21 protein-coding genes are annotated in these 25,053 nt (G+C 71.8%); 12 read left to right on the top strand and 9 right to left on the bottom strand.

Going from position 1 to position 25,053, the window contains the following annotated elements; all coding sequences use genetic code 11:
- Nucleotides 1–11: 11 nt before the first annotated feature.
- The gene (locus ACFV9T_RS22220; protein WP_385442966.1) at nucleotides 12–1,325 is read right to left on the bottom strand and encodes an MFS transporter; all 1,314 of its coding nucleotides are present in this window, start codon (nucleotides 1,323–1,325) and stop codon (nucleotides 12–14) included.
- A 171-nt stretch (nucleotides 1,326–1,496) separates the two neighbouring features.
- Nucleotides 1,497–1,577: a putative leader peptide gene (locus ACFV9T_RS22215; RefSeq protein ID WP_373689238.1), complete on the bottom strand. Its 81-nt coding sequence runs from the start codon at nucleotides 1,575–1,577 to the stop codon at nucleotides 1,497–1,499.
- Nucleotides 1,578–1,709: 132 nt separating this feature from the next.
- Here ACFV9T_RS22215 and ACFV9T_RS22210 point away from each other — a divergent pair, with 132 nt between their 5' ends.
- The 7 genes from ACFV9T_RS22210 to ACFV9T_RS22180 all read left to right on the top strand — a co-directional run bounded on the left by ACFV9T_RS22210 (nucleotide 1,710) and on the right by ACFV9T_RS22180 (nucleotide 9,989).
- A complete protein-coding gene (locus ACFV9T_RS22210) occupies nucleotides 1,710–3,065 on the top strand; it encodes a hypothetical protein (RefSeq protein WP_385442963.1) in 1,356 nt (451 codons plus the stop codon).
- A gap of 147 nt (nucleotides 3,066–3,212) precedes the next feature.
- Nucleotides 3,213–4,022, top strand: a complete 810-nt coding sequence (locus ACFV9T_RS22205) for an SDR family NAD(P)-dependent oxidoreductase (RefSeq protein WP_385442961.1) — start codon at nucleotides 3,213–3,215, stop codon at nucleotides 4,020–4,022.
- Between the two features lie 51 nt (nucleotides 4,023–4,073).
- Entirely contained in the window at nucleotides 4,074–5,441 is a 1,368-nt protein-coding gene (locus ACFV9T_RS22200; protein ID WP_385442959.1) for an MFS transporter, read from the top strand.
- A 25-nt stretch (nucleotides 5,442–5,466) separates the two neighbouring features.
- Nucleotides 5,467–6,327, top strand: coding sequence for an oxaloacetate decarboxylase (locus ACFV9T_RS22195; RefSeq protein ID WP_385442957.1), 861 nt, complete (start codon nucleotides 5,467–5,469; stop codon nucleotides 6,325–6,327).
- Between the two features lie 8 nt (nucleotides 6,328–6,335).
- On the top strand, nucleotides 6,336–7,319 hold the full coding sequence (locus ACFV9T_RS22190; protein WP_385442956.1) for a C-terminal binding protein: 984 nt from the start codon (nucleotides 6,336–6,338) through the stop codon (nucleotides 7,317–7,319).
- Nucleotides 7,316–9,211: a bifunctional sugar phosphate isomerase/epimerase/4-hydroxyphenylpyruvate dioxygenase family protein gene (locus tag ACFV9T_RS22185; protein ID WP_385442954.1), complete on the top strand. Its 1,896-nt coding sequence runs from the start codon at nucleotides 7,316–7,318 to the stop codon at nucleotides 9,209–9,211. Before ACFV9T_RS22190 ends, ACFV9T_RS22185 begins: the two co-directional genes overlap by 4 nt.
- Nucleotides 9,212–9,260: 49 nt before the next feature.
- Nucleotides 9,261–9,989 (top strand): GntR family transcriptional regulator, encoded by a 729-nt coding sequence (locus ACFV9T_RS22180; RefSeq protein ID WP_385442951.1) that lies wholly within the window; start codon nucleotides 9,261–9,263, stop codon nucleotides 9,987–9,989.
- Nucleotides 9,990–9,993: 4 nt separating this feature from the next.
- Here ACFV9T_RS22180 and ACFV9T_RS22175 read toward each other — a convergent pair whose 3' ends face one another.
- The 4 genes from ACFV9T_RS22175 to ACFV9T_RS22160 form a co-directional block, all read right to left on the bottom strand.
- Nucleotides 9,994–11,274 (bottom strand): DUF1266 domain-containing protein, encoded by a 1,281-nt coding sequence (locus tag ACFV9T_RS22175; RefSeq protein WP_385442949.1) that lies wholly within the window; start codon nucleotides 11,272–11,274, stop codon nucleotides 9,994–9,996.
- Between the two features lie 39 nt (nucleotides 11,275–11,313).
- Nucleotides 11,314–11,793, bottom strand: a complete 480-nt coding sequence (locus tag ACFV9T_RS22170) for a hypothetical protein (protein ID WP_385442947.1) — start codon at nucleotides 11,791–11,793, stop codon at nucleotides 11,314–11,316.
- A gap of 170 nt (nucleotides 11,794–11,963) precedes the next feature.
- Nucleotides 11,964–12,950 (bottom strand): FkbM family methyltransferase, encoded by a 987-nt coding sequence (locus ACFV9T_RS22165; RefSeq protein ID WP_385442945.1) that lies wholly within the window; start codon nucleotides 12,948–12,950, stop codon nucleotides 11,964–11,966.
- Between the two features lie 206 nt (nucleotides 12,951–13,156).
- Nucleotides 13,157–14,701: a glycoside hydrolase 43 family protein gene (locus ACFV9T_RS22160; protein WP_385443115.1), complete on the bottom strand. Its 1,545-nt coding sequence runs from the start codon at nucleotides 14,699–14,701 to the stop codon at nucleotides 13,157–13,159.
- Nucleotides 14,702–15,085: 384 nt separating this feature from the next.
- Here ACFV9T_RS22160 and ACFV9T_RS22155 point away from each other — a divergent pair, with 384 nt between their 5' ends.
- Nucleotides 15,086–16,651 carry a GMC family oxidoreductase gene (locus tag ACFV9T_RS22155; protein ID WP_385442943.1) on the top strand — a complete coding sequence of 522 codons (1,566 nt, stop codon included), beginning with the start codon at nucleotides 15,086–15,088 and terminating at the stop codon, nucleotides 16,649–16,651.
- Between the two features lie 24 nt (nucleotides 16,652–16,675).
- On the opposite strand, the gene ACFV9T_RS22150 is transcribed toward ACFV9T_RS22155, so the two are convergent.
- The 3 genes from ACFV9T_RS22150 to ACFV9T_RS22140 form a co-directional block, all read right to left on the bottom strand.
- Nucleotides 16,676–17,401, bottom strand: coding sequence for a TIGR03943 family putative permease subunit (locus tag ACFV9T_RS22150; RefSeq protein WP_385442942.1), 726 nt, complete (start codon nucleotides 17,399–17,401; stop codon nucleotides 16,676–16,678).
- Nucleotides 17,398–18,411, bottom strand: coding sequence for a permease (locus tag ACFV9T_RS22145; protein ID WP_385442940.1), 1,014 nt, complete (start codon nucleotides 18,409–18,411; stop codon nucleotides 17,398–17,400). The genes ACFV9T_RS22150 and ACFV9T_RS22145 overlap by 4 nt, the downstream gene beginning before the upstream one ends.
- A 160-nt stretch (nucleotides 18,412–18,571) precedes the next feature.
- Nucleotides 18,572–21,253 (bottom strand): SpoIIE family protein phosphatase, encoded by a 2,682-nt coding sequence (locus ACFV9T_RS22140; protein ID WP_385442938.1) that lies wholly within the window; start codon nucleotides 21,251–21,253, stop codon nucleotides 18,572–18,574.
- A 242-nt stretch (nucleotides 21,254–21,495) separates the two neighbouring features.
- Between ACFV9T_RS22140 and ACFV9T_RS22135 the strand changes: the two genes are divergently transcribed.
- From ACFV9T_RS22135 to ACFV9T_RS22120, 4 genes are all read left to right on the top strand, one after another.
- Complete coding sequence (locus ACFV9T_RS22135; protein ID WP_385442936.1) at nucleotides 21,496–21,903, top strand: DUF6153 family protein; 408 nt, start codon at nucleotides 21,496–21,498, stop codon at nucleotides 21,901–21,903.
- Nucleotides 21,904–22,084: 181 nt separating this feature from the next.
- Nucleotides 22,085–22,519, top strand: a complete 435-nt coding sequence (locus ACFV9T_RS22130; RefSeq protein ID WP_385442934.1) for a hypothetical protein — start codon at nucleotides 22,085–22,087, stop codon at nucleotides 22,517–22,519.
- A gap of 57 nt (nucleotides 22,520–22,576) precedes the next feature.
- On the top strand, nucleotides 22,577–23,707 hold the full coding sequence (locus ACFV9T_RS22125; RefSeq protein ID WP_385442933.1) for a PLP-dependent cysteine synthase family protein: 1,131 nt from the start codon (nucleotides 22,577–22,579) through the stop codon (nucleotides 23,705–23,707).
- Nucleotides 23,704–25,005 carry an MFS transporter gene (locus ACFV9T_RS22120; RefSeq protein WP_385442932.1) on the top strand — a complete coding sequence of 434 codons (1,302 nt, stop codon included), beginning with the start codon at nucleotides 23,704–23,706 and terminating at the stop codon, nucleotides 25,003–25,005. Before ACFV9T_RS22125 ends, ACFV9T_RS22120 begins: the two co-directional genes overlap by 4 nt.
- Nucleotides 25,006–25,053 lie beyond the last annotated feature (48 nt).

The following is a 25,053-nucleotide window of genomic DNA, read 5'->3' as shown; positions in this document are numbered from 1 at the left end:
CCGTGAGGACGCTACTTCACGGCCACCGCCGACCTCGGAGCCGAGGGGCGTACCGGACGGTCGGCGGTGCCGGACGCGAAGTGCACGTCGGACGGCCGCACCCGCGAGGACGCCCACACGCTGACGACCGCGGTGGCCGCGAGATAGCCGCAGGCGATCCACGGAGTGCCGTGGCCGAGCGCGAGGAAGGTCGTCATGAGCAGTGGTGTGATGCCGGAGGCGTACACACCGGACAGCTGGTAGACCACGGACATGCCGGTGTACCGGACCTCCGCCGGGAACAGGGAGGCGAACAGGGTGCCCTGGGCCGCGTAGAAGGTGGCGTGGACCACGCCCAGCGTCAGCGCGATCGCCGCGGCGAATCCCCACACGCCGGTGGAGTGGAACAGCCAGAACGCGGGGAACACGCTCAGCCCGAACAGTGCCATGCCCACCATGTACATCCGGCGCGCCCCGTGCCGGTCCACCAGGGAGCCGGACAGCGGGATCAGTACGGCCATCAGCAGTGCGGCGAAGGTGACGGCGAGCAGGACCGGGGTGCGCGGCAACTCCAGCGTCGAGGTGGCGTAGGAAATGGCGAACACCCCCCAGGTGTTGAACGCGGCGCCCTCGCCCCACCTGGCCAGCATGCCCAGCACGGTGTGCCGCCGGGTGCCCGGGTCCCGCAGCAGCCGCGCCAGGGGGATCCGGGGCGCCGACTGCCGCTGCTCGATCTGGCGGAAGGCCGGGGTCTCGTCCACCTTGAGCCGCACGGTGATGCCGAGGACGACCAGCAGCAGACTCACCAGGAAGGCCACCCGCCATCCGTAGCTGAGGAAGGCGTCGTTGCTGAGCACATTGCTGAGCAGGGCGAACACACCCGTCCCCAGCGCCAGCCCGAGAGCCAGCCCGATCTGCGGGTAGCTGCCGTAGCGGCCCTCGCGGCCCGCCGGGCCGTGTTCCACCGACAGCAGCACGGCACCGGCCCACTCCCCGCCGAGCGCCACGCCCTGCGCCACGCGCAGGACGAGCAGCAGGACGGGCGCCCAGATGCCGATCTGCTGATAGGTGGGCAGCAGGCCGATGAGGGTGGTGGAGCCGCCCATCACGCTCATGGTGACGGCGAGGGTGCGTCTGCGGCCGATCCGGTCGCCGATGTGCCCGAAGAGCAGGCCCCCGATGGGCCGGGCCAGGAAGCCGACCGCGAAGGTGGCGAAGGAGAGGATGGTTCCGACGGTGTCGTTGCCGGTGGGGAAGAACAAGTCGCCGAAGACGAGGCCCGCGGCGGTGCTGTAGAGGAAGAAGTCGTACCACTCCACCGTGGTGCCCAGGAGGCTGGACAGCACCACAGTACGAAGTGGCCGACGGGACGTGTCGGACACGGGGAACTACCGTTTCATTGCATGCCGGAGCGCCGGAAATGCGGTGACGAACCGTCAGAAGCCCGCTACGGGGCCGGAAGCGTCGTCATCCGCAGGAAAGATCCGCAGGAAAGATCAGTGGGGAAGAAGCCGGGATCAGGGGCGACAGCAGGCGCTGGACTGGCGGCACAGATCGACGTGGAGGCGTTCCACGAGCGGGCCAGCAGCATTCGACATGGCCGCAAGTATGGTCGGCCTCCGCCGCCCGGCTCAAGGCGTCACCGGAACGGTCTCACCGACTGGGACAGGCTGTGGACCCGTAAAGAACAAAAACCCCAAAGTTAAGCAAAATGGGCTAGCGTCGTAGATATGAAGACCGTACGACGCGTCTTCCGGATGACGCTGGTGCTTCCGCTGGTCGTGCTCGCGCTGCTGCTCGCCGCCATCGTCGCGGCTCCCGGCGCACGCGCCGCCGACTCCCTCGACACCGCCGCGGCCTCGCTGCGCAACGGGCCGGTCTACGTCGATCCACGAGCCCGGGAGATCCTGCCCCGGACTGAGGCCGACGCCCTGTCGCAGAAGATCGAGAAGGCGGGCAAGCCGGTCTTCGTCGCCGCGTTCCCCGCTGCCGAGAAGCACGACCGGTCGACCCTGCTGCAGGATCTGCGGACGAAGGTCGGCGTCACCGGTGTGTACGCGGTCGCGCTCGGTGACCGCTTCGACGCGGGCGCCGACCGCTCCGTCCTGTCCCGCGACGCCGTACACAACCTGACCGGCGCCGCGCAGCGGTCCCACCCCGGCGACTCCGGCGCCATGCTCACCGACTTCGTCGACCAGGCCGTGGAGCAGGTCAAGGGCGACGCGCCCGCCACCTGGAACAACGGCGCCACGCCCACCAGCAGCACCGGCGCGCTGGGCCTGCTCATCACGCTCGGCGTGCTCGTCATCGTCGGCGTCGGCGGCACCTTCCTGGTGAGCAGGCGCGTCACCAAGCGGCGGCAGCAGCAGGACCGGGCCCGGCTGGAAGAACTCCGCCCGGTGGTGGACGAGGACATCACCGCCTTCGGCGAGGAGCTGACCCGGATCGGCTTCGAGCCGTCGTCCCCGAAGGCCGACGACGCGATGCGCGAGGACTACGCCCGGGCCTTGGACTCCTACGAGCACGCGAAGACGGGAATGGAGAAGGCGCGGTCCCCCAGGGACGTACGGGATGTGAGCGAGGCCCTGGAGGACGGCCGGTTCTCGCTGGCCACCCTGGAGGCCAGGCAGGACGGCAGGCCGCTGCCGGAGCGCCGCCCGCCGTGCTTCTTCGACCCACGGCACGGCCCCTCCGTCGAGGACCGGCAGTGGACCCCGGCGGGCAGCACATCCGAGCGGACCGTCCCGGTGTGCGCGGCCGACGCCGCCCGGCTGGACGACGGCGAGGAACCGCTGGCCCGGCAGGTCGACACCGCCAAGGGGCGGCGCCCGTACTGGGACGCCGGACCCGTCTACGCGCCCTGGGCGACCGGCTACTACGGCGGCGCGCTGCTGCCGGGCCTGCTGGCGGGCACCCTGCTCGGCACCTCGCTCGCCTCACCCCTCGCGTACGGCGACTACTACGGCGCCGGTCCGGCGGGCGACTACTCCGGCGGCGACCAATCGGGCGGCGACTTCGACTCGGGCGATTTCGGCGGCGGCTTCGATGGCGGCGGCTTCGGCGGGGGAGACTTCGGCGGAGGGTGACACCGCCCCGCACCACGGCGTAACGCATCGCGAAAGCAATCTTGCGCGTACCTCTTGTATCCCAGATTGCCGAACTCTAGTGTCCCAGTCTCAGCGGCCCGGCCTGCCCACCCTCTCCCGCCGGGCGCATCGACGAAAGGGACGAGAGTGGCAGACCTCAGCGGTCTCTGCGTCGCGGTCACCGGTGCCGGGCGCGGCATCGGACGGTCGATCGCCCTGCGGCTCGCCTCGGCGGGCGCGCACCTGGCCGTCATCGACCGCGACGCCGCCCGTGCCGAGGCCGTACGCGCCGAAGTGGCCGCCCTCGGCCGCCCGGCGCTCGCCGTCGAGGGCGATGTGACCCGGGCCGCCGACTGCGCCGAGATGGTGGCGCGCACCGCCGACGGCCTCGGGCGGCTCGACGTCATGGTCTGCAACGCGGGCATCGTGCAGGTCAAACCCTTCCTGGACATCACCGAAGCGGACTGGGACGCCACGTTCGCCGTCAACGTCAAGGGCGCGTTCCTGACCATGCAGGCCGCCGCCGTCCGGATGCGCACGCAGGAACCCCTGCGAACCGCCCGTCCGCGCGGGAAGATCATCACGATGTCGTCGATCGCCGGACGCTACGGCGCCGGTCCGATGGCACCCCTCACCCCGCACTACCGCGCCAGCAAGGCGTCCGTCATCAGCCTCACCCAGACCGCGGCCTACGCGCTGGCGCCGGACATCACCGTCAACGCCATCTGCCCCGGCCTGGTCGGCACCGACATGTGGCGCCAGATCGACCAGGAGTGGTCCGCCACCGAGGGGTGGACCGCGGGCGAGGCGTGGCAGCGGCGCACCGCCACCGTACCGATGGGCCGCCCGCAGACACCGGACGACGTCGCGGGCCTCGCCCTCTACCTCTGCTCACCCGATTCCGACTACATGACCGGACAGGCCGTCAACATCGACGGCGGACTGATCATGAGCTGAGCCGCCCTCCTCCCGCACGACGCGCAACGATGCGCACGATCGAGGAAGCACATGACACACGCACCCAGCGGCACCCCCGCCCCGGCCCTGGACGAGGCCGGGCAGCGCGCGGCCGTCTCGCGCATCTCCTGGCGCATCCTCCCGCTCATCGCGGTCGGCTACGTCATCGCGTACGTCGACCGCACCAACATCGGCTTCGCCCAGCTGGGCATGGGCACCGAACTGGGCATCAAGGCCGCCGCGTACGGCCTCGCCGCCTCGATCTTCTTCGTCGCGTACTTCTTCTTCGAGGTGCCGAGCAATCTGCTGCTGCGCCGCTTCGGCGCCCGCGCCTGGCTCGCCCGCATCATGGCGACCTGGGGGATCATCACCGTACTCACCGGGTTCACCACCAACGTGCAGATGCTGTACGTGATGCGCTTCCTGCTCGGCATCGCGGAAGCCGGTTTCTTCCCCGGCATCATCGTCTACCTCACCCTGTGGTTCCGCTCCGGCGACCGGGCCGTCGCGCTCGGCTGGCTGGTGCTGGCCCAGCCGGTCTCGTTCATCTGCGGCGGGCTGCTCGGCGGTCTGATCCTGGACCACACCGGGTGGTTCGGCATGGCGGGCTGGCGCTGGCTGTTCATCCTGACCGGCGTCCCCGCCGTCCTGATGGCCGTCGTGACGTACGCCTTCCTCCCCAACTCCCCGGCCACCGCGCGCTGGCTCGCCCCCGCCGACCGTGACTGGCTGCGCACCTCCCTGGAGTCCGAGCAGGGCACCGGCCACGACGAGGGCATACGGGCGCAGCTCGCCGCCCTGCGCAACCGCCGGGTGCTGCACCTGGCCGCCACCCATCTCGCGCTCGCCATCGGCACCTACGGGTTCAACCTCTTCCTGCCGCTGATCATCAAGCAGATCAACCCCGCCTACTCGGCCACCAACATCGGCTTCACCGCGGCCGTCCCCTATATCTGTGCCGCGCTCGCGCTGCTGGTCACCGCCCAGTTGTCCAAGCGCGCCCGCGAACGCAAATACCTGGTCGCCATCCCCCTCGCCATGGGAGCCGTCGGCCTCGCCGCCGTCATCGCCCTGCGAAACCACCCCGGGCCCGCGGTGGTCGCGCTCGCGATCACCGGGATCGGCGCCTTCGCCTGGCTGCCGCCGTTCTGGGCGCTCACCACCGACAGCCTGTCCAAGACCCACGCCGCGGTCGGCATCGCCGCCATCAACTCCATCGGCAACCTCGGCGGGTTCTTCGGCCCGTACATCGTCGGCAAGGAGACCGACGGCAGCACCGTCACCGCGGGCCTGCTCATCCCCGTCGTGTCGCTGGCCGTCTCCGTCGTGCTGATCCTGCTGTGGCGCAGCCCCGCACGGCAGCCCGGCTCCGAAACCGGCCCGGCGGCGGTGGCCGACACACCCGCCGCCACCCGCTGAACCCCTCCATGGAAAGGAGTCGACCGTGTCAGCCGCCAGGTCACTCACGACCCTGCTGGACGGCCCCGGCATCGTCCAGGCCCCGGGCGCGCCCGACTCGGCCACGGCCCGCCTCGTCCAGGCCGCCGGTTTCCCGGCCGTCTACCTGACCGGCTTCGGCGCCACCGCCAGCCGTCTGGGCACCCCCGACATCGGGCTGCTCACCCAGACCGAGATGACCGAACACGCCCGCAACATGACCCGCGCCGTGTCCATCCCGGTCATCGCGGACGCCGACACCGGCTACGGCGGCCCCTCCAACATCCACCGCACCGTGCGCGAATACATCCAGGCCCAGGTGGCGGCCATCCACCTGGAGGACCAGGTGGCGCCCAAGCGGTGCGGCCAGATGAGCGGCATCCGGCTGATGGACGAGGACGAGAGCGCCGCCCGGATCGCCTGTGCCGTCGAGGCCCGTGGCACCGACGACCTGCTGGTCATCGGGCGCACCGACGCCCTGCCCGCCGCCGGGATCGACGAGGCGGTACGCCGCGCCAACCGCTACCGGGACGCGGGCGCCGACCTGGTCTTCGTCGACGGCATCAAACGCGTCGGCGAGGTGGAGGCCGTCGCCAAGGCCGTCGAGGGACCCAAGGTGGTCTCCATCGTGGACGGCAACGAGACCACCCGGCTCACCGCCACCGACCTGGCCGACATGGGATTCTCCATCGTCTTCTACGCGGTCACGGCGCTGTTCACCGCCACCCGCGCGGTCGCCGACGCACTGGACCACCTGCGCACCGCCGGAACCCCGGCGGGCGGCCCGGCCCAGCACACCTACGCCGAGTTCTGCGACCTCGTCGACCTCGGCTTCCACCAGGACCTCGACCACCGCTTCGGGAGCTGAGCGCCATCATGTTCACCGTGGTCGTCACCGACTACGAATTCGCCGACCTGGAGCCCGAGCGGCGGGTCCTGGAAGGGGCAGGACTCACCCTCGTCCCCGCCCAGGCCCGCACCGAGGACGAGCTGATCGAGATCTGCGCCGACGCCGACGCCGTGATCAACCAGTACGCCCCCGTCACGGCCAAGGTCATCCGCAACCTGACCCGCTGCCAGGTGATCTCCCGCTATGGCATCGGGCTCAACACCATCGACGTCCCGGCCGCCACCGAAGCGGGCATCGCCGTCGCCAACGTGCCGGACGGCTCCCTGGAGGAGGTGTCCGACCACGCCGCCGCCCAGATCCTCACCCTCGCCCGGGGGCTGCACCGCTACGACGCCGCCATCCGCCGGGGCACCTGGGACTACACCGTCGCGAAACCCCTGCGGCGGCTGCGCGGCCGCACCCTCGGGCTCGTGGGATTCGGCCGCATCCCGCAGCGGCTCGCCGAGAAGATGAGCGGCTTCGGGATGACCCTCCTCGCCCACGACCCCTATCCGGACACCTCCCGGGCGGCGGCGCTCGGCGTCCGGCTCGTGGACCTCGACACCCTCTGCCGCGAGGCCGATGTGGTGTCCGTGCACGCCCCGCTGACGGAGCGTACCCAAGGGATGCTCGGGCCCGGGCAGTTCGCCGCCATGAAGCCCACCGCCTGCCTGGTCAACACCGCGCGCGGCCCGGTGGTGGACGAGGCCGCGCTCATCGAGGCGCTGCGCTCGGGACGTATCGCGGGCGCCGCGCTGGACGTCTTCGCCCACGAGCCCATCGGCCCCGACAGCCCCCTGGCGCACTGCGAGAACGTGGTCCTCACCCCGCACACCGCCTGGTACTCGGAGGACTCCGAGATCGAGATCCGCACGAAGACGGCCCGCAATGTGGTAGACGTCGCCCAGGGGCGGCTGCCCACGTACCTGGTCAACCACGATGTGAAGCCCGCAGGAGGACGAACCATATGACCCGTACAGCGGTGGCCACGGTCTGCCTGTCGGGAACCCTGGACGACAAGCTCACCGCCGCGGCGGACGCCGGATTCGCCGGGGTGGAGATCTTCGAACCCGACCTCGTCGCCTCCCCGCTCGCCCCCGCCGCGATCCGGGCCCGCTGCGCCGATCTCGGCCTGTCCATCGACCTCTACCAGCCCTTCCGCGACCTCGATTCCACCTCGCCGGACCGCTTCGCCGCCAACCTCACCCGGCTGGAGCGGAAGCTGGAGGTCATGCGGGCGCTCGGCACCGACACCCTGCTGGTGTGCTCCTCGGTCTCCCCGGACGCGGTCCCGGATCCCGACCTGCTCGCCGGGCAGCTGCACACGGCGGCCGAACGCGCCGCCGCACACGGCATACGCATCGCCTACGAAGCCCTCGCCTGGGGCGCCCACATCAACACCTACGAGGCGTCCCTCGACGTGGCCGCCCGCGCCGACCACCCGGCGCTCGGGCTGTGCCTGGACAGCTTCCACATCCTCTCCCGGGGCTCGGACCCGGCGGGCATCCGCGACATCCCGGCCGAGAAGCTGTTCTTCCTCCAGCTCGCCGACGCGCCCCACCTGGACATGGACGTCCTCCAGTGGAGCCGCCACCACCGGCTCTTCCCCGGCCAGGGCGCCTGGGACCTGTCCGCGTTCCTCACCCATGTGCTGGCCGCGGGCTACCGGGGACCCCTGTCGCTGGAAGTGTTCAACGATGTCTTCCGGCAGGCCGACCCGGGCCGCACGGCCATCGACGCCCACCGCTCGCTGCTCGCGCTGCGGGACGCCACCGCCCGCCACGCGGACGGGCGTACGACGGGCGCCGTGCCCGCCGTACCGGCCGCCTCGGCGCCCACCGGCGTGGCGTTCGCCGAGGTCGCCGTCGACACGGAATCCGGGCCGCTGATCGCCCAGGCGCTCGCCGGGCTCGGCTTCGTCCACACCGGCCACCACCGCACCAAACCCGTCCAGCTGTGGACCCAGGGCGAGGCCCGGCTGCTCCTCAACACCGGCGCCACCCGCCCCGGCGGCGCCATCAGCGCGCTGGGCCTCCACACCGCCGACCCGCACGCCTCGGCCGCGCGCGCCGAGGCACTGCTCGCACCGGTCCTGCCGCGCACCCGGGGCCCGGCCGAGGCCGACCTCGCCGCCGTCGCCGCCCCGGACGGCACCGAGGTCTTCTTCTGCGGCACCGGCGACGACTGGCTGGCCGACTTCACACCCGCCGCGGCGCCACCGGACCACCCCGGAGCCACGCCACCCGACCGGCCCGGCGCGGGTGTCACCCGTATCGACCACATCGCGCTGACCCAGCCGTTCGACCACTACGACGAGGCCACCCTCTTCTACCGCGCCGTCCTCGGCCTCACCCCGCAGCCCACCGCCGAATACGCCGCCCCCTTCGGCCTGGTCCGCAGCCGGGCCTTCACCGACCCCGCCGAGCGGCTCCGCATCGCGCTGTCGGTCACCCTGCTGCGCCGGGGCGACTGGGCGCCGCCGGTGGCCAGCCCCCAGCACATCGCGTTCGCCACCGACGACATCGTGGCCACCGCCCGTGCCGTACGCGACCGCGGCGCGCCCCTGCTGGCCGTCCCGGACAACTACTACGACGACCTCGACGCCCGGCTCGGCCCCGACCCCGCGCTCCTCACCGACCTCCGCGAGCTGGGCATCTTCTACGACCGCGACGCCGACGGCGCGTTCCTCCACTGCTATACGGAGATCCTGGGCGGCGCGGTGTTCTTCGAACTCGTCCAGCGCCTCGGCCGCTACACCGGCTACGGCGCCGCCAACGCCCCCGTCCGCATGGCCGCCCACCGCACCGCCCGCCTCGCCCTCACCCAGCCAGGACCGGATCCGGCGATACGACAACTACGGTAAGTTCGGGATACCCATGGACATACCGATGGACATACGCGCTGGGAGGGGCATGGCACGCACGACGGGCGGCGGACGGTCCTCGTCGCTGGCCTCCGAGGTGGCACGCCGTCTGCGCGCGGCCATCGTGGACGGCGAGTTCGACCTCGGCGAGGCGCTCTCCGAGGACGGCCTCGCCTCCGCCCTCGGGGTGAGCCGCACCCCGGTCCGCGAGGCCCTGCGCATGCTGCAGCTCCAAGGCCTGGTCGAGATCGTGCCGAAGTCCGGCACGTATGTCTTCCAGCCCACCGAGGACGAGATCTTCGAGCTGTGCGAATACCGCACCACCCTGGAGATCCGCGCCGCCCAGCTCGCCCTAGAACGCAACCCCGACGCCACCCTCGCCGCCATGCGCCGGGCCGTCGAGGCCATGACCGACGCCCTGGCGGCCAACGACACCAAGGCGTACGGCACCGCCGACACCGCCTTCCACGAGGCGTTCTTCGCCCACTGCGGCAACCGCTACCTGAGCGACGCCTACCAGATGAGCCTGGCCCGCGTCTCGGCCCTCCGCGTCCACCTCACCTTCCTCGCCACGACCGAACCGGCGCGCTCCTTCCAGGAGCACCGGCGGATCATCGAGATCTTCGCCGCGGGCCGTACGGACGAACTCGAGGAGATCCTGAAGGCGCACATCATGCGGACGCGCGAGAACTACCTGCTGGCCCTGCGCGCCCGCGTCGCCCGCGACACCGAGTCCAAGGCGGCGGGCCTGCGCCGCAAGCTGGGCCTGTCCAGCTGACCGCTCACGGCTTCCAGGGGATCGTGAGCCAGGGGCTGGTGGGGTCGGTGGTGAGGATGCGATGCGCTTCCAGCATGTCCTGGTACCAGCTGCCGAATTCCTCTTCGTCGAAGTGGAGGCAGCGGCCCAGAATGTACGACGCGGAGAACTCTTCCCAGGAGCGGTAGTTGGCCCGGCCGAGCCTGCTGGCACGGAGGATCGCGTTCTCAGCCTCTCGCTGGTCGCAGTAGCGGGCACCCAGTCCCCAGCGGGCCATTCCGACGGCCCGCCCGTAGTCCCACGCCTCCACGGTGGGGATGAACTTCCCCTCCGCCAGCAGACCGTCGGCCCGGAACCGCTTCTCGTAGCGGGCGATACGGCCGATGAGCCGCTGCACTCCCGCGATCTGCGCCGTCACATCGGCGCTGTCGCGGGGGCCGACCTTGGTCACCCCGTCGGCACTCAGCCGGTATTCGGTCTCCTCGGAGCCCCGCCGCAGCACCTGCTCGGCCGCCTGCCGCCACTGGTCCACCTCGACATGGCCGCCGAACTCCCGGGACAGCGCCCGCCGGACGCCGAGCACGAACTCCCAGACGCCGCTGACCAGTTCCGCGTCCAGCAGCCGCTCCTCGCAGCTGCGCCACTCCTCGCGGCTGGTGATGCCCCACCACTCCTTGAGGCGCCTCTTCTCCCCGGTGTAGCCCGTGCCGTGGTAGGCCCTGGTGTTCCACAGATCACCGTTGCTGACGGACAGCAGCCCGATCAGCCCCAGCCCGTGCCCCAGCGCTCCCGAGGCCGCCATGTCTCCCTCCACGGCGCGCAACCGCATGTGCTGGTGCGAGTGATCGCAGTCGGATTGCTCGATGCGCCGCACATGCTGCTGCCACAGGGTGCGATGGGCCGGTGTCGCGGGGAAGAACACCTCGCACGGACTTCCCGGGTTGATCACGATCCATGAGACGGCGCTGTCCTGCCACCCGTCCGCGAGCCAGTCCAGGGAGGTGCGGCAGAAGGCGGTCTCCGCATCGGGAGCGGGCAGCATGCCCTCGGTGAGGAGGGGCAGACAGTTGGTCCGGACCTGGGAGTACCAGTAGGACGTGAACAGATGTGTTCCCGGATGGGCTTCGATCTTGGCGACGGAGTCGGCGAAGAAGAGATCCGCCTCGGCCAGCGCATCGAAGAACGCGGGCCAGTCGCCGCGCAGCTTGGCCTCGTACAGCGTCCGCTCGACCGCACCCGGCGCCTGCCATGCGGGCGGCGCCTGGTATTCCGTCCGGCCGACCGCGATTCCCTCCCCGTCACCCATGCCACAGGACTCTACCGAGCCCTTCCGGTCCGCCGTGCGTCACCCCGCGATCACCATGGCCAGGATGTACGCGACGAACGCGGCGGGCGGCAGCCCGATGAGGGCGCCCGGACGGAGGAAGAGGGGTTTGCCGGGGGCGAGCCGGGAGGCGAAGGGGTCGGGGCCGGGGCCCGGCAGGCCCTCGATCTTTGAGTGGACCCGCCAGTTCAGCAGGAGGGTGACGGGGTTGAACAGCAGCGCGGACAGCGGATGCCACCACCCCTGCCACAGCGTCATGGCGGTGTGCTTACGGAGCAGCGCCGTGCCACAGGTCCGGCAGAAGTGTCCCTTCCGCTTCCGGAACAGCATGAAGAGGACCAGGCCCTGGTGGTGACGGATCGCCATCTGGGCCGCGGGCGACCCGCCGCACATCTGGCAGGCGAGCTGCTCCGGCGCGGCATACGGGGCCTCCGGCCCGGCCTGGCGCGCCGACGGGGCGGGGCGGAGGGGATACCCCGGCAGCGGTGGCGGATCGGCCACGGGCCGCGCCGTTCCGTACCCCGTACCGGGAACCGCGCCATAAGGGTTGCCGGCGGGCAGTGCCGGCGGTGATATCGACTTCCTCACGATGTCACCCTATGCGACGCGCCGTGCGCGGCCCACGTTGCCCGTACGGGGCCGGACGCACCGGCCCCGTACGGGTGTTGTCTTCACTTGGGGGCGGCGTCAGCGCGCATCATCACGCAGTCGAACTCCACCACGCGTCCCGTCGTGTCCTCGCGCGTCACCGGGTACATGCCCGTGATCCCGAAGCCGTTGTCCTCGTACACGGCGACGGCCTCACTCATCGGCGGGCTTCCCTCGTAGAGCCGCAGCACCGCGACCTCCGACTGCAATCCCACGAACTCCTTGATCCGGTCACCGGCGCCCGCGAACACCTCCAGGTCGTACCCTTGCGTGTCCATCTTCAGATAGGGGCGGGGATCGGAGAGCCCGGCCAGCGCCTTGTCCAGCACGCTGTCCAGCCTGCGGATCTCGATCTCCTCCGTACGGTCCTTCGCGAACCGGCGGTAGCGGTCCTTGCCGTAATCGCTGGCGGGGAGCAGGGAGTTCATGGTGGCCCAGCCCACGTGCATGGACTGGCTGGACTCCTCGCGCCCGAGGGCGAAGGGGAACACCCACCACTCGGGATCGTTCTCGGCGGCCTTCTCCAGCTTGGCGAACGCCTCGTCGGTTGGCTCGAAGGAAACGATTCTGCCGGTATAGCCGAGGCTTCGCAGCCGCCTGCCGTACTGACCGGCGTTGGCACCCACGTCGAAGACGCAGTTCACCTCGTACTTCTCCAGCAGCCCGGCCACATGGTGGCCGCACAGATACGCGGCGGCCGCCAGCTGGAGCGAGCGTTCGTCGGAGGCCTTCGCGTCGAAGAGCAGATGGGCGCCGGTGTCACCGAGCCGGACGTTCGTCCACGTGTCCGGCGGGTCGCCGCGGCCGCGGGCCACCACCCAGGTATCCGGTCGCACCCGCGTCACCGCGAAGCGGCCGCCGCCGCGTGTCACCAGATCGGCGTCCCGGCCCACGGCGACGCGCTTCCGCTTGCCGCGCCGGGAGAGCACCGCGGTGCCCGAGCCGAGGTCGAGCACCTGCACACCGATCCGGGGAAGCACATTCAGCAGTCTTCTGTAAAGGGTTTGCATCCAGACAGCGTCGCAGGTCTCGGCCGTCTCGGCTTCCCCTTGCGGCCAATTGATTGACTTCTCTGCCGCCTCCCCGGGCTGGCCTCCTGTTTCTCAAGAAAAAATGTGCCAAGCGGCTCGACCGCCAGGGGCGGCCGAGCCGTGCTCGGGTTAACGGGAGGTGGCCGAAAACGGCCGGGAATGAGCAGGCCCGCCAGGGCCGGGAGTCAGAGGGCCGGGCCCACCCGGAACCAGTCGAATTCCGCCGCACCGAGCCGGGTTGCCCCGCCCACCGGCCCGGTGGCGAAGAGCCCCACGGTCGCCCCGATCCATGTGCCCGCGGTCGCCGTGAACGGCGGGCCGAGCGGTACGAATCCCCGGCCGTCCGGGTCGGCCGCGAAACGGCACGCCGCTCCGGGGCCCACGGTCACCCGCAGCCGCACCGTGGCGCGCCCGCTCCCCAGCGGCACCGGTGGCGCGGCGTCCACCTCGGCGGCGTCCTCCTCCGCGGTGCGGCACACCAGGACGATCCGCGCCCCGTCGTGGCGCAGCCCCGCCCAGCGGTACGTGTCGCCCAGCATCACCAGCCCGGCGCGGGCGTCCGCGCTCGCGGTGGACAGCCTCATCGAGGTGGTCGCGGTGAAGGATTCGGCGGGCAGCCGCTGGCCCAGCACGTTGGGCAGCAGCCGCAGATCATGGCTGACCGGGCTGGGGCGGCAGGCCAGCGCGAGGCGGCGGGGGAAGTGGCGGAAGGACCACCAGGCCGGGTCGGCGTTCGCCTGCCAGCTCCACTGCTTCCCCAGCTCCGGCCCGGTGAACTCGTCACCGCTGGCCGGTGCCGTCACCTTCGTACGGCCGTGGACCCGTGGCTTGGTGTGCACCGGCACCGGGGTGCCCCGCCCGCTGCCGTCGTCGTGGCCCATCACCGGCCAGCCGTCGGAGCACCACCGCATCGGCTGGAGGTGCACCACCCGCCCGTAAGCGCCGCGGTCCTGGAAGTGCAGGAACCAGTCCTCACCGCCCGGTGTGCTCACCCACGCGCCCTGGTGTGGTCCGTTGACGGGGGTGTCGCCCTGGGCGAGCACGATGCGGTCCTCGTACGGGCCCTGGACGGAACGGGAGCGGAACGCCGACTGCCAGCCCTGGGTGACGCCTCCGGCCGGAGCGAAGATCCAGTACCAGCCGTCCCGCTTGTAGAGTTTCGGCCCCTCCAGCGTGGTGTAGCCGGGCAGTTCGTCGCCGTTGACGACGATGTGGCCCTCGTCGAGCAGGGTGGTCCCGTCCGGGCTCATCCGGTGCAGGGTCAGCCGGTTGTTGATGCCGCTGCGGCTCTTGGCCCAGGCGTGGATCAGATAGGCCTGCCCGTCGTCGTCCCACAGGGGGCACGGATCGATGAAGCCCTTGCCCGGCTTGAGCGGATGCGGTGTGCTCCACGGGCCGCGCGGATCGGTGGCGGTGACCACGAAGATCCCGAAGTCCGGGTCCGGGTAGAAGATCCAGAACTTGCCGTCGTGGTGGCGCAGGGCCGGGGCCCACACCCCTTGGCCGTGCCGTGGCTCGCTGAAGTGGTCCTCGGGCAGCAACTCGGTCAGGGCGTGCCCGATGACCGTCCAGTTGACCAGGTCGGTGGAGCGCAGGACGGGCAGTCCGGGCACCCGGTTGAAGGTGGAGGCGACCAGATAGAAGTGGTCGCCCACCCGGATCGCGTCGGGGTCGGACCAGTCGGCGTTGAGCACCGGGTTCTGATAGCGGCCGTCTCCCAGGTCGGCCACCCAGGGCAGTCGGCCCCGCGCCCGGGCGGCCTGCGCGCCCGCCCCCGCGAGGGTGTCGGTGGTGGCCGCCGCGGCTGGGGCGGCGCCGCCGCCCGCGCCCAGTGCCGTCGACGCGGCCGCCGCGCCGAGACCGGTCCGTAGCACGTGCCTGCGACTGTGTCGGCTCACTGACTTCTCCGCATCTCGAAATCCCGAACGGGGATGAGTACGTGTACTTATTCCAGTAAGCGCTTACCGCGCATGAGTGTGGCAGCGGGGGACTTTATGGGCAAGAAGCCCGGACGTCCTGATCTGGCGTCAGATCTACCTGGCTGGGCCGCACATGCTGGACACCAGCACAATGGTTCGCGCACGGTCCGCGCAGTCTCGGTCAAAGGAAATCGGATGAACACTCACGACTACGTCATCGTCGGCGCCGGATCCGCGGGATGCGTGCTGGCGGCCAGGTTGTCGGAGGACCCCGAAGTCCGGGTGGCGTTGATCGAGGCGGGAGGCCCGGACACGGCGCAGGAGATCCACACGCCCGCCGCCTTCCCGCAGTTGTTCAAGAGCGAGGTCGACTGGGACCTCCACACGGGCCCGGAACCGGGGCTCGGCGGCCGGCGAACCTATCTGCCCCGTGGCAAGGTGCTGGGCGGCTCCAGTTCGATCAACGCGATGATCTATATGCGCGGCAACCGCGCCGACTACGACGGCTGGGCCGCCGCCGGGGCCACCGGCTGGTCGTACGCCGAGGTGCTGCCGTACTTCCGGCGTGCGGAGGACAACGAGCGCGGCGACGACAGGTTCCACTCGGTGGGCGGGCCGCTCGCCGTCAGCGACAGCAGGTCCAACCACCCGCTCGCCACCGCGTACATCGAGGCCGCGGTGCAGGCCGGATATCCGCGTAACGAGGACTTCAACGGCCCGACGCAGTTCGGCGTCGGGCGGCATCAGCTGACCCAGCGGGGTGGCATGCGCTGCAGCGCGGCCGTCGCCTATCTGCACCCCGTCCTGAAGCGGCCGAACCTCACCGTGCTCTCGTCGGCGCGGGTCCACCGCGTGCGGATCGAGGGCGGCCGGGCCACCGGTGTGGAGGTGGAACGCGGCGGCACGGTCGAGGTGATCCGCGCCGAGCGCGAGGTGATCCTGTCCGCGGGCGCCTACGAGTCCCCGAAGCTGCTGATGCTGTCCGGGATCGGGCCCGCCGCCACGCTGTCGGCCTTCGGACTCGACGTGGTGAGCGACCTCCCGGTGGGGGAGGGCCTGCAGGACCACTACATGGCGCTGCTGAACTTCCGGACCGATGTCGAATCGCTGATGACCGCGGCGACCCCGGAGAACGCGGCGCTGCTGGCGAATGAGGGGCGCGGCCCGCTGACGTGCAACATCGGCGAGGCCGGTGGCTTCTTCCGCAGCCGCGACGGACTGGACATACCGGATGTGCAGTTCCACATGGCGCCGGTGCTCTTCCACCAGGAGGGGCTGGGCCCCGCCACCGAGCACGGCTTCGCGCTGGGTCCGTGCGTGCTCGCCCCGACCAGCCGTGGCCGGGTGACGCTGGGCTCCGCCCGCCCGGACGCCGAACCCCGCATCACGCACAACTACTTGATGACCGCCGAGGACCAGTACTGCATGGTCCAGGGGGTCCGTATCGCCCTGCGGATCGCGGCCCAGGACGCACTGACGGCGGTCACCACCGGGCCGTTCGACGTGCCGGAATCGGACTCCGACGCTGCCCTGCTCGCCTTCTCGCAGCGGGTCGGGCAGACCCTCTACCACCCGACGTCGACCTGTGCCATCGGCTCGGTCGTCGACCCCGAGCTGCGGGTGTTCGGCACGGAGGGGCTGCGGGTCGTCGACGCGTCGGTGTTCCCGATGGTGACGCGGGGGAACACCAACGCGCCCGTCATCATGGCCGCGGAGAAGGCCGCCGACCTCATCCGGGGTTTCCCCGCGGCCATACGCTGACGCCCTCACCGCACCCGGCCCGGCTCAGCCGTTCCAGCTCTCGTCGTACGGGTCGCGCGGGGCCGGGACCGGGGTGGCGCGGCTGACGTCGAGATACGGGATGACACCCCCGCCCACCGGATCCTTCGTCCGTTTGCCGGTGTAGGTGCCGGTGACCTGGAGCCAGGTGTCCGGCCGCAGGACCGGGGGAGTCCGCCCGGACAGGCCGACCTTGACGGGCTGCGCGTCGGCGGCGCAGCAGTTGAGGGCCATGCGCACGAGATAGGGCGCGCCGTGGCGGTCGAGGGCGACGAAGCCGGTGATCTTGATGTTCCGGTCGCGGAGGGACCGGCCGTGGTCGTAGACCGCGCGGCCCGCGTAGTCGGCCACGTTGAGGGTGAGCGGGCCGCGTGCGGAGAGGGCGGGGAAGCCCCAGGGCTGCCGCTGCAGCGCCGTGCCCGTGTGCATGGCGCTGTACGAGCCCAGCGCGGGCGGGGCGACCAGGATGAGGGCGAACAGGGGCAGCACCAGCAGCCAGGACACGCGTGGTTCGCGGTGCCCGGGTTCGTGGTCGTGCTCGTGGTCGTCGCGCGGCTGCCGCAGTTCGTACCAGACGGTGGCCAGCGCGGTGGCGATCAGGACGACACCGGCCGCGAGCAGCAACGGGCGCAACCCGGCCTTGACGTAGCGCAGATAGAGGTCGGTGAACCCGGCGTGCAGCACCGCCACGCCGAGCAGGAACAGCACGGCTGCCTGGGCTTGGCGGTTCACAGCAGCACCGCCCCGACCAGCGCCGATACAAGGACGGCCACCGCGAAGGTGGCGGGCGCGAACCGCAGCGCGAACCCGCGGCCGAACGTACCGGCCTGCATGGCGAACAGCTTCAGGTCGATCATCGGTCCGACGACGAGGAACGCCAGCCGGGCGGTGAGCGAGAACTGCGACAGCGACGCGGCCACGAACGCGTCGGCCTCGGAGCAGATCGACAACACCACCGCGAGGAGCCCCAGGGCGAGGATCGCCACCACGGGATTGTCCGCCGCCGTGTGCAGCCAGCTCGCGGGCACCACGGCCTTGAGGGTGGCCGCGGCCATCGCGCCCACGACCAGGAAGCCACCGGCGTGCATCACATCGTGGCGGATGGATCCCCAGAACGCCGCGCCCTTGCCCGCGCCGTCGAGCGACGGGTGGGCCGGTGGCCGCATCCAGTCGGTGCGGCCCAGCCGCTGCCACAGCCAGCCCATCGCGCACGCCACGAGCAGGCTCGCCACGAACCGGGCGAGCACCATGCGCGGTTCGCCGGGGAACGCGACGGCCGTGGAGGTCAGCACGACCGGGTTGATCGCGGGGGCGGACAGCAGGAACGCCAGCGCCGCCGACGGGGTGACACCCCGTCGTACGAGGGCCCCGGCCACCGGTACGGAGGCGCACTCACAGCCGGGCAGCACCGCCCCGGCCATCCCGGCGACCGGCACCGCGAGGGCGGGCCGCCCGGGCAGCGCGCGGGCGAAGAACGACGGGGGCACGAACACCGCGATGACGGCCGACAGCAGCACGCCGAGGACGAGGAACGGCAGGGCCTGGACGACGACCGCCACGAACACGGTCATCCAGCTCTGCATCACCGGTGCGGACAGCGCCCCGCGCACCGGCCCCTGCAGCGCCACCACCAGGACCAGCAACAGGGTCAGCGCGAGGGAGGAGTTGAACCGCCGCTCCCGGGGGCCGTCCGCGTCGTCCCGGCGGCCGCCCCGGGCCGGGGGCGCTTTGGTGAGGGTCACGGGTGAGGTACCTCCGGCGTGGACGAGCGTCGAGGGTGGGTTTCCCTCGCCGTTCAGTACGCCGGTTCAGGCGCGGCTTCTCACTGTGATCTTCGCGATCTTCGTAATCTCGTAATCCCGTGATTTCCGAGCGGCCGGTGGGCCGCCGGGGCCCGGGTGGTCAGCCGTCGAGGCCCTGCGGCGTCTGCTCGGCCCAGATGACCTTGCCCTGCGCGGTGTAGCGCGTGCCCCAGTGCCGGGCGAGCTGGGAGACCAGGAACAGGCCCCGGCCGCCCTCGTCGGTCACCCCGGCCCGCCTCAGATGGGGCGAGGTGCTGCTGCCGTCGGACACCTCGCAGATCAGGCTGCGCCCGTGCAGCAGCCGTATCCGTACGGGAGGGGCGCCGTACCGCAGCGCGTTGGTGACCAGTTCGCTGATGACCAGCTCAGCGGAGAAGGCGACATCGTCCAGCCCCCAGTCCCGTATCCGCTCGGCGCAGGCCGCGCGCAGCGGGGCGACCGCCGCCGGGTCGGTGGGCACCTCCCACTGGGCCACGTCCTTGGGGTCGAGCAGCCGGGTACGGGCCACCAGCAGGGCCGCGTCATCGGTCGGACGCGCCGGGAGGACGGTCGCGAACAGCTCACGGCAGGTCTGGGCGGGGTTGAGTTCCGGGGCGGCGGCGAGGGTGCGGCACAGGAGGTCGAGACCGGTGTCGTGGTCCCGGTCGTGGCTGGCGACGAGCCCGTTGGTGTAGAGGATCAGACGGCTGCCCTCGGGCACCTCCAGGTCGGCCGCCTCGAACGGTTCCCCGCCCAGGCCCAGCGGCGGGGAGGCCGGGATCTCGGGGACGTGTACGGTGCCGTCCGCGCGGGCCAGGACGAGGCCCGGGTGCCCGGCCCGGGCCACGCTGCACCGGCCGGAGACCGGGTCGTAGATGGCGTACAGGCAGGTGGCGCCGGTGATGCGCGCGCTGTCGGCGTCCGTCTCGCGCTCCAGGTCGAGCCGGGCGACCAGCTCGTCCAGGAGGGCGAGGACCTCGTCGGGCGGCAGGTCCAGGGCGGAGAAGTTCTGCACCGCGGTGCGCAGTCGCCCCATGGTGGCCGCCGCGTGCAGCCCCTGCCCGGCCACGTCCCCGACGACCAGGGCGACCCGCGCCCCGGGGAGCGGGAGGACGTCGAACCAGTCCCCGCCGACCCCGGCCCGCGCGGGCAGATAGTGGGAGGCCACTTCGACGGCGTCCTGGTCGGGCAGGGCGCTGGGCAGCAGGTTGCGCTGCAGGGTGGTGACCATGGTGTGCTCGCGGGTGTAGCGGCGCGCGTTGTCGACGCACACGGCGGTGCGCGTGGCCAGCTCCCCGGCGATCACCCGGTCCTCGTCGTCGAACGGCCCGCTCGGCCGCGTCCGGCAGAAGGTGGCCACGCCCAGGGGTACGTCGCGGAACCGCAGCGGGACCGCGATCAGCGAGTGGATCCCCTGGTCGAGCAGGCGGCGGGCCTCGCACTCGTACCCCTCGGGCCATCCGGCGGGGTCGCTCAGATCGGCGTGCAGGACGGCCTGCCCGCTCTCCAGTGCCCGGCGCTGCGGCGAGGACGGTGAGTGGACGGCCTTCTCGCCCGGCCGGAAGAGGGGATGCCCGGGCGGTACGCCGCCGACCGCCGTGCGGTGCAGTACGCCGTGCGGTGTCGCCGGTTCCTCGCCCCGCAGTACTGGCTCCAGCAGTTCGACGGTGGCGATGTCGGCGTACCGGGGGACGGTCACCCCCACCAGCTCCTCGGCGGTGCCGCTCAGCTCCAGGGTGGAGCCGATCCGTACGCCCGCGTCGTACAGCAGCCGCAGCCGCTCGCTCGCCGCCTCGGCCCGGCCGGACAGTGCGCGCAGTTCGGTGGTGTCCCGCAGCGTGGCCACGCTTCCGGCGGGGCCGCCCGCCCGGTCGGTGGGCCGGATGTTGACGGCCAGCAGCCGGTTCCCGGCGGCGTGCACCTCGTCGGTGACGGGCTGCCCCGCGGTCAGCAGCCGGGTCAGTGGCGGTTCGAGGCCGAGTTCGGCGGCGTGCCGCCCCTCGGGTTCGGCGGTCAGCTGGAGCAGCCGCCGGGCCTCGTCGTTGACCAGCAGCAGCCGCCCGTCGGCGTCCGAGATCAGCACGCCTTCCCGGACGGAGTGGAGCACCGCGTCGTGGTGGGTGTACATGCGCGTCATCTCGGCGGGTCCGAGCCCATGGGTCTGCCGCCGCAGCCGCCTGTTGGCCAGGGCTGTCCCGGCCGTCGCCAGGGCGAGGGCGGCGCCACCGGCGCCGAACAGCAGCGGCAGCTGGCGGTGGACCTCGTTGTTCACGCTGTCGATCCTGACCCCGACCGACACCCCGCCGAGCAGGGTGCCGTCGGCCCCGGTGATGGGGACCGCCGAGATCACGGAGGGGCCCTGGCTCGCCCGGAAGGTCCGCGCGACCGTCTTCCCGGCCAGTTCCTGACGCACCACCTCGTCGGGGCCGACGATGCGCTTGCCGATCAGCGCCGTCTCGGGGTGGGTGAGGCGCAGCCCGCGCCGGTCGAAGACCACGACGCTGTCGACGCCGGTGCGCTCGCGCACCTCCTCGGCGCGGGGCTGGAGCAGCGACGTCGGGCGGTCGCCGGTCATGGCCTCGGGGACCCCGGGGCCGCCCGCGAACGCCCTGGCGACGCTCAGGGACCGCTGGCGGGCCTCCGCCGAGGCGTGGCTGCGGGCCTCCAGCGCGAGCGCGGTCACCGCCAAGGAGACGAGGACGAGCGTCAGCAGGACCTGGAGGATGAAGACCTGTCCGGCGAGGCTCGGCGCCCGTGACAGCGCCCATATTCGGCCCCGGACCATACGAGCAAAATTGCTCATGTCGGCATTTATAACATCTGGCTTCGGGTGGCCGACCCGTGCGCCCGCCATCCGCTGTGGAGGATCATGTTCCGGCCGATCCGGGGACGAGGGTGATCTGCCTGGTCATCCGGCGGATCGCCGCCGGGGATTCCGCCCGCCGCCCGGAGGGTCACCGCGCTGCGCGGACCGCGCCTGGCTTGTTAACGACGCGTTTCCAACGGTGTCGCAGCGTAGCCGTGTCAAACGCTTAGGATCACCGCATGGTCACGGCCCGGTCGCTTTTCGGTATCCAGTTGGCTCGCGTGGTGGCGAGCCCGCTGCGTCTGCTGTGCCTGGTCGCGCTCCTGCTCGGCTTCGTCTCCATGCACGCGGTGAGCGCCGAAGCCGTATCCGGCCACCTGACCGGCTGCGCGTCCTCGGCATCGGCGAGCGCGGAGACCGGGGAGCGCGGCGATGCGGAGGGGCATCACGACGACGAGTCGGCCCACTCCACGCACGAATGCGTCCTCGCCCAGCCGGAGCAGGGTCCCGACGTGGCGGCCCCGTGCCTGGCTCTCCCGGCCGGTGCCGTATCCGATGCCACGTGGCGCGCACCGTCCTCGCACCCGGCTACGGCCACCGGTTTCACACCGCCCGATCTCCAGCGGACCACGGTTCTGCGCATCTAGCACGGACCGGCGCGACGAGTCCCGCGCCGTGATGGCGTCGTAGCGGCCTTCCGCGTCCGGGGTCTTCCGGCCCCGCGCCATGCCCACCGGCGCCCGTCTTCCGTTTCCTTGCCACTTCCCGTCCGCCACCTCCCGCCCACGTGGCGGGAGGGCGGCCGCCGTGCGGAGAAACCGAGAAACCGTGCCGATTCCTGTCTCCTGCCCACCTCCCCGGGCCGCTCGGGGTCCGTGGGGTCCGTGGTGGCCTCGCCGGATCCTGGCGTTCGTCCTGGGCGCCCTGCTGCTGACCGGACCCACCTGCCTCGGCCACCTGACCGGTGCCGAACACGCCGAGGGTTCGCGGGCCGCGTACGACGCGCGGCAGTCCCCGGCCACCGGGCCCGCCGCGCAGCCCTCCGCCGACGACCCGGCGGGCGACGAGCACTGCGCGCCCTCTCCCCGTGAGACGTCCGGCCGGGCCGCCCAGCCGTCGGCGCGTGCCCTGCCCGCCTCCGCCGCGACCGAGGCCTCCTGGGGCGTGGTCCCCGTGGCGGATCCGGACCGCCCGCACACGCCCGCCCCGCGGGCGCCGACCGTCAGATCCACCCTCTGCTCGACCAGTCGGTGGCGCATATAGACCTGCCCGTGCCCGAGATGAGCATCCGACGAGCCATCAACCACCGAAAGCGGACAGATGCGATCTCTGACCCTCAACGACGCCACCCCCACCACCCCCGGCCTGTCCGGGCTGGTCGGCAACACGCCCGTCCTGCGGGTGTCCGAGCCCCTGACCCCGGCCGGCCGCGGCTTCTGGGCCAAGCTGGAGGGCTTCAACCCCGGCGGCATCAAGGACCGGCCCGGTCTGCACATGGTCGAACGGGCCCGCGCCCGGGGCGACCTGCGCCCCGGCGGCACGATCGTCGAGTCGACCAGCGGCACGCTGGGGCTCGGCCTCGCCCTGGCCGGACTGGTGTACGGCCACCCCGTCACCCTCGTCACCGACCCCGGCCTGGAGCCGTCCATGACCCGGCTGCTGACCGCCTACGGAGCCTGGGTCGACATGGTGACCGAACCGCATCCGGAGGGCGGGTGGCAGCAGGCCCGCCGCGAGCGGGTGACCGAACTCCTCGCCCGCGACGCCGGTTCCTGGTGCCCCGACCAGTACAACAACCCCGACAACACCGCCGCCTACACCCCGCTCGCCCTCGAACTGGCCTCCCGGTTCGGCCACATCGACATCGTGGTGTGCAGCGTCGGCACCGGCGGACACTCCGCCGGGATCTCCCGCGTATTGCGCCAGCTCTACCCCGAGATCACAGTGGTCGGCGTGGACACCATCGGCTCGACCATCTTCGGACAGCCCGCCCGCACCCGGCTGATGCGCGGCCTGGGATCGAGCATCTACCCGCGCAACGTGGCCTACGACAACTTCAGCGAAGTGCACTGGGTCGCCCCGCACGAGGCGGTGTGGACCTGCCGCCAACTGGCCTCCTCGCACTACGCCACCGGCGGTTGGAGCGTGGGCGCGGTCGCGCTGGTCGCCGGGTGGCTGGCCCGGACCCACCCCGTGGACGCGCGGATCGTCACGGTCTTCCCGGACGGCCCGCAGCGGTACCTGGACACCGTGTACAACGACGACTACTGCGCCGCCAACGGCCTGCTGGACCAGCCGCCCGCGTCCGAACCGGACGTGGTGGGGCACCCCGGTGAGCGGGAAGTGTCCCGCTGGACCCGCTGCACCGCCGTGGCCGACCCGCTCGCCGCCCGGGCCGCCACCGCCGCCACCGCCGCACCGGAGGCCGTCGCCTCGGAGGCCGCCCGATGAAGGCGACACTCACCCAAGTGCGGTCGTACGAGCGCAGCGTCCAGCTGTTGATGGTGAACCAGTTCACCATCAACCTCGGCTTCTACATGCTCATGCCCTACCTCGCCGCCCACCTGTCCGGGACGCTCGGGCTCGCCGGGTGGCTGGTCGGACTCGTCCTGGGCGTACGGAACTTCAGCCAGCAGGGCATGTTCCTGGTCGGCGGCGCGCTCGCCGACCGGTTCGGCTACAAGCCGCTGATCGTGGCGGGCTGTGTGCTGCGCACCGCCGGTTTCGCCACGCTCGGGCTCGTGGAGTCGCTGCCCGCGCTGCTGGCCGCCTCCGCGGCCACCGGGCTCGCCGGGGCCCTGTTCAACCCGGCGGTCCGGGCCTATCTGGCGGCGGACGCTGGGGAGCGCCGGGTGGAGGCGTTCGCCCTGTTCAACATCTTCTACCAGGCGGGCATCCTGCTCGGCCCGCTGGTGGGCATGGTGCTGACCGGCGTCGACTTCCAGGTCACCTGCCTGGTCTCGGCCGGGATCTTCGCCCTGCTGAGCGTCGTACAGATCCGGGCGCTGCCCGCCCGCCGCGCCGATGACACCCCGGCCGCGACGGGGCAGGCCGGCCGGGAGCGGGTGCTGACCCAGTGGCGCGGGATCCTGGCCAACCGGCCGTTCCTGCTGTTCTCCGTCGCCATGATCGGCTCGTATGTGCTGTCGTTCCAGGTCTATCTGGCGCTGCCGCTGGAGGTACGACGGCTCGGCGGCGAAGGGGAGTTCGGCACCGCGGCGGTGGCGCTGCTCTTCGCCGTCTCGGGGCTCAGCACCATCGTCGGCCAGACCCGGGTGACCGCGTGGTGCAAGGCCCGCATGGCGCCCGGCCGGGCCCTGGGCTGGGGGCTGGCCCTCATGGGCGTGGCCTTCCTGCCGCTGCTGGTGGCGACCGCGCTGCCGGTCCCGGACGGCGGGCCCGGCCGGTGGGTGCTCGCGGCGGTGCCGCCCGCGCTCGCCGCGTTCCTGCTGGCGCTGGGCACGATGATCGCGTACCCGTTCGAGATGGACACCATCGTCCGGCTCTCGGGGGAGCGGCTCGTCGCCACCCACTACGGGCTGTACAACACCATCTGCGGGGTCGGCATCACACTCGGGAACCTGCTCACCGGCGCTTCGCTGGACGCGGCCCGCGAAGCGGGCATGCCCGCCGTCCCGTGGCTCGTGCTGCTCGCCCTCGGGCTGGCCTGCGCGGCCGCGCTGTTCGGACTGCACCGTACGGGCCGACTGGCACCGGCGGTGCCCGAGCGGCGCCCCGCGGCGGCCTGACGCCGCGAAAGGTGGCGACGACGCCCCCGCCGGTGGCCATGCCCGGCC

It is taken from the genome of Streptomyces sp. NPDC059850 (assembly GCF_042731515.1).
GTDB lineage: Bacteria > Actinomycetota > Actinomycetes > Streptomycetales > Streptomycetaceae > Streptomyces.
The sequence above is the reverse complement of the archived record's forward strand: the minus strand, read 5'-3'. Positions and strand labels throughout refer to the sequence as shown.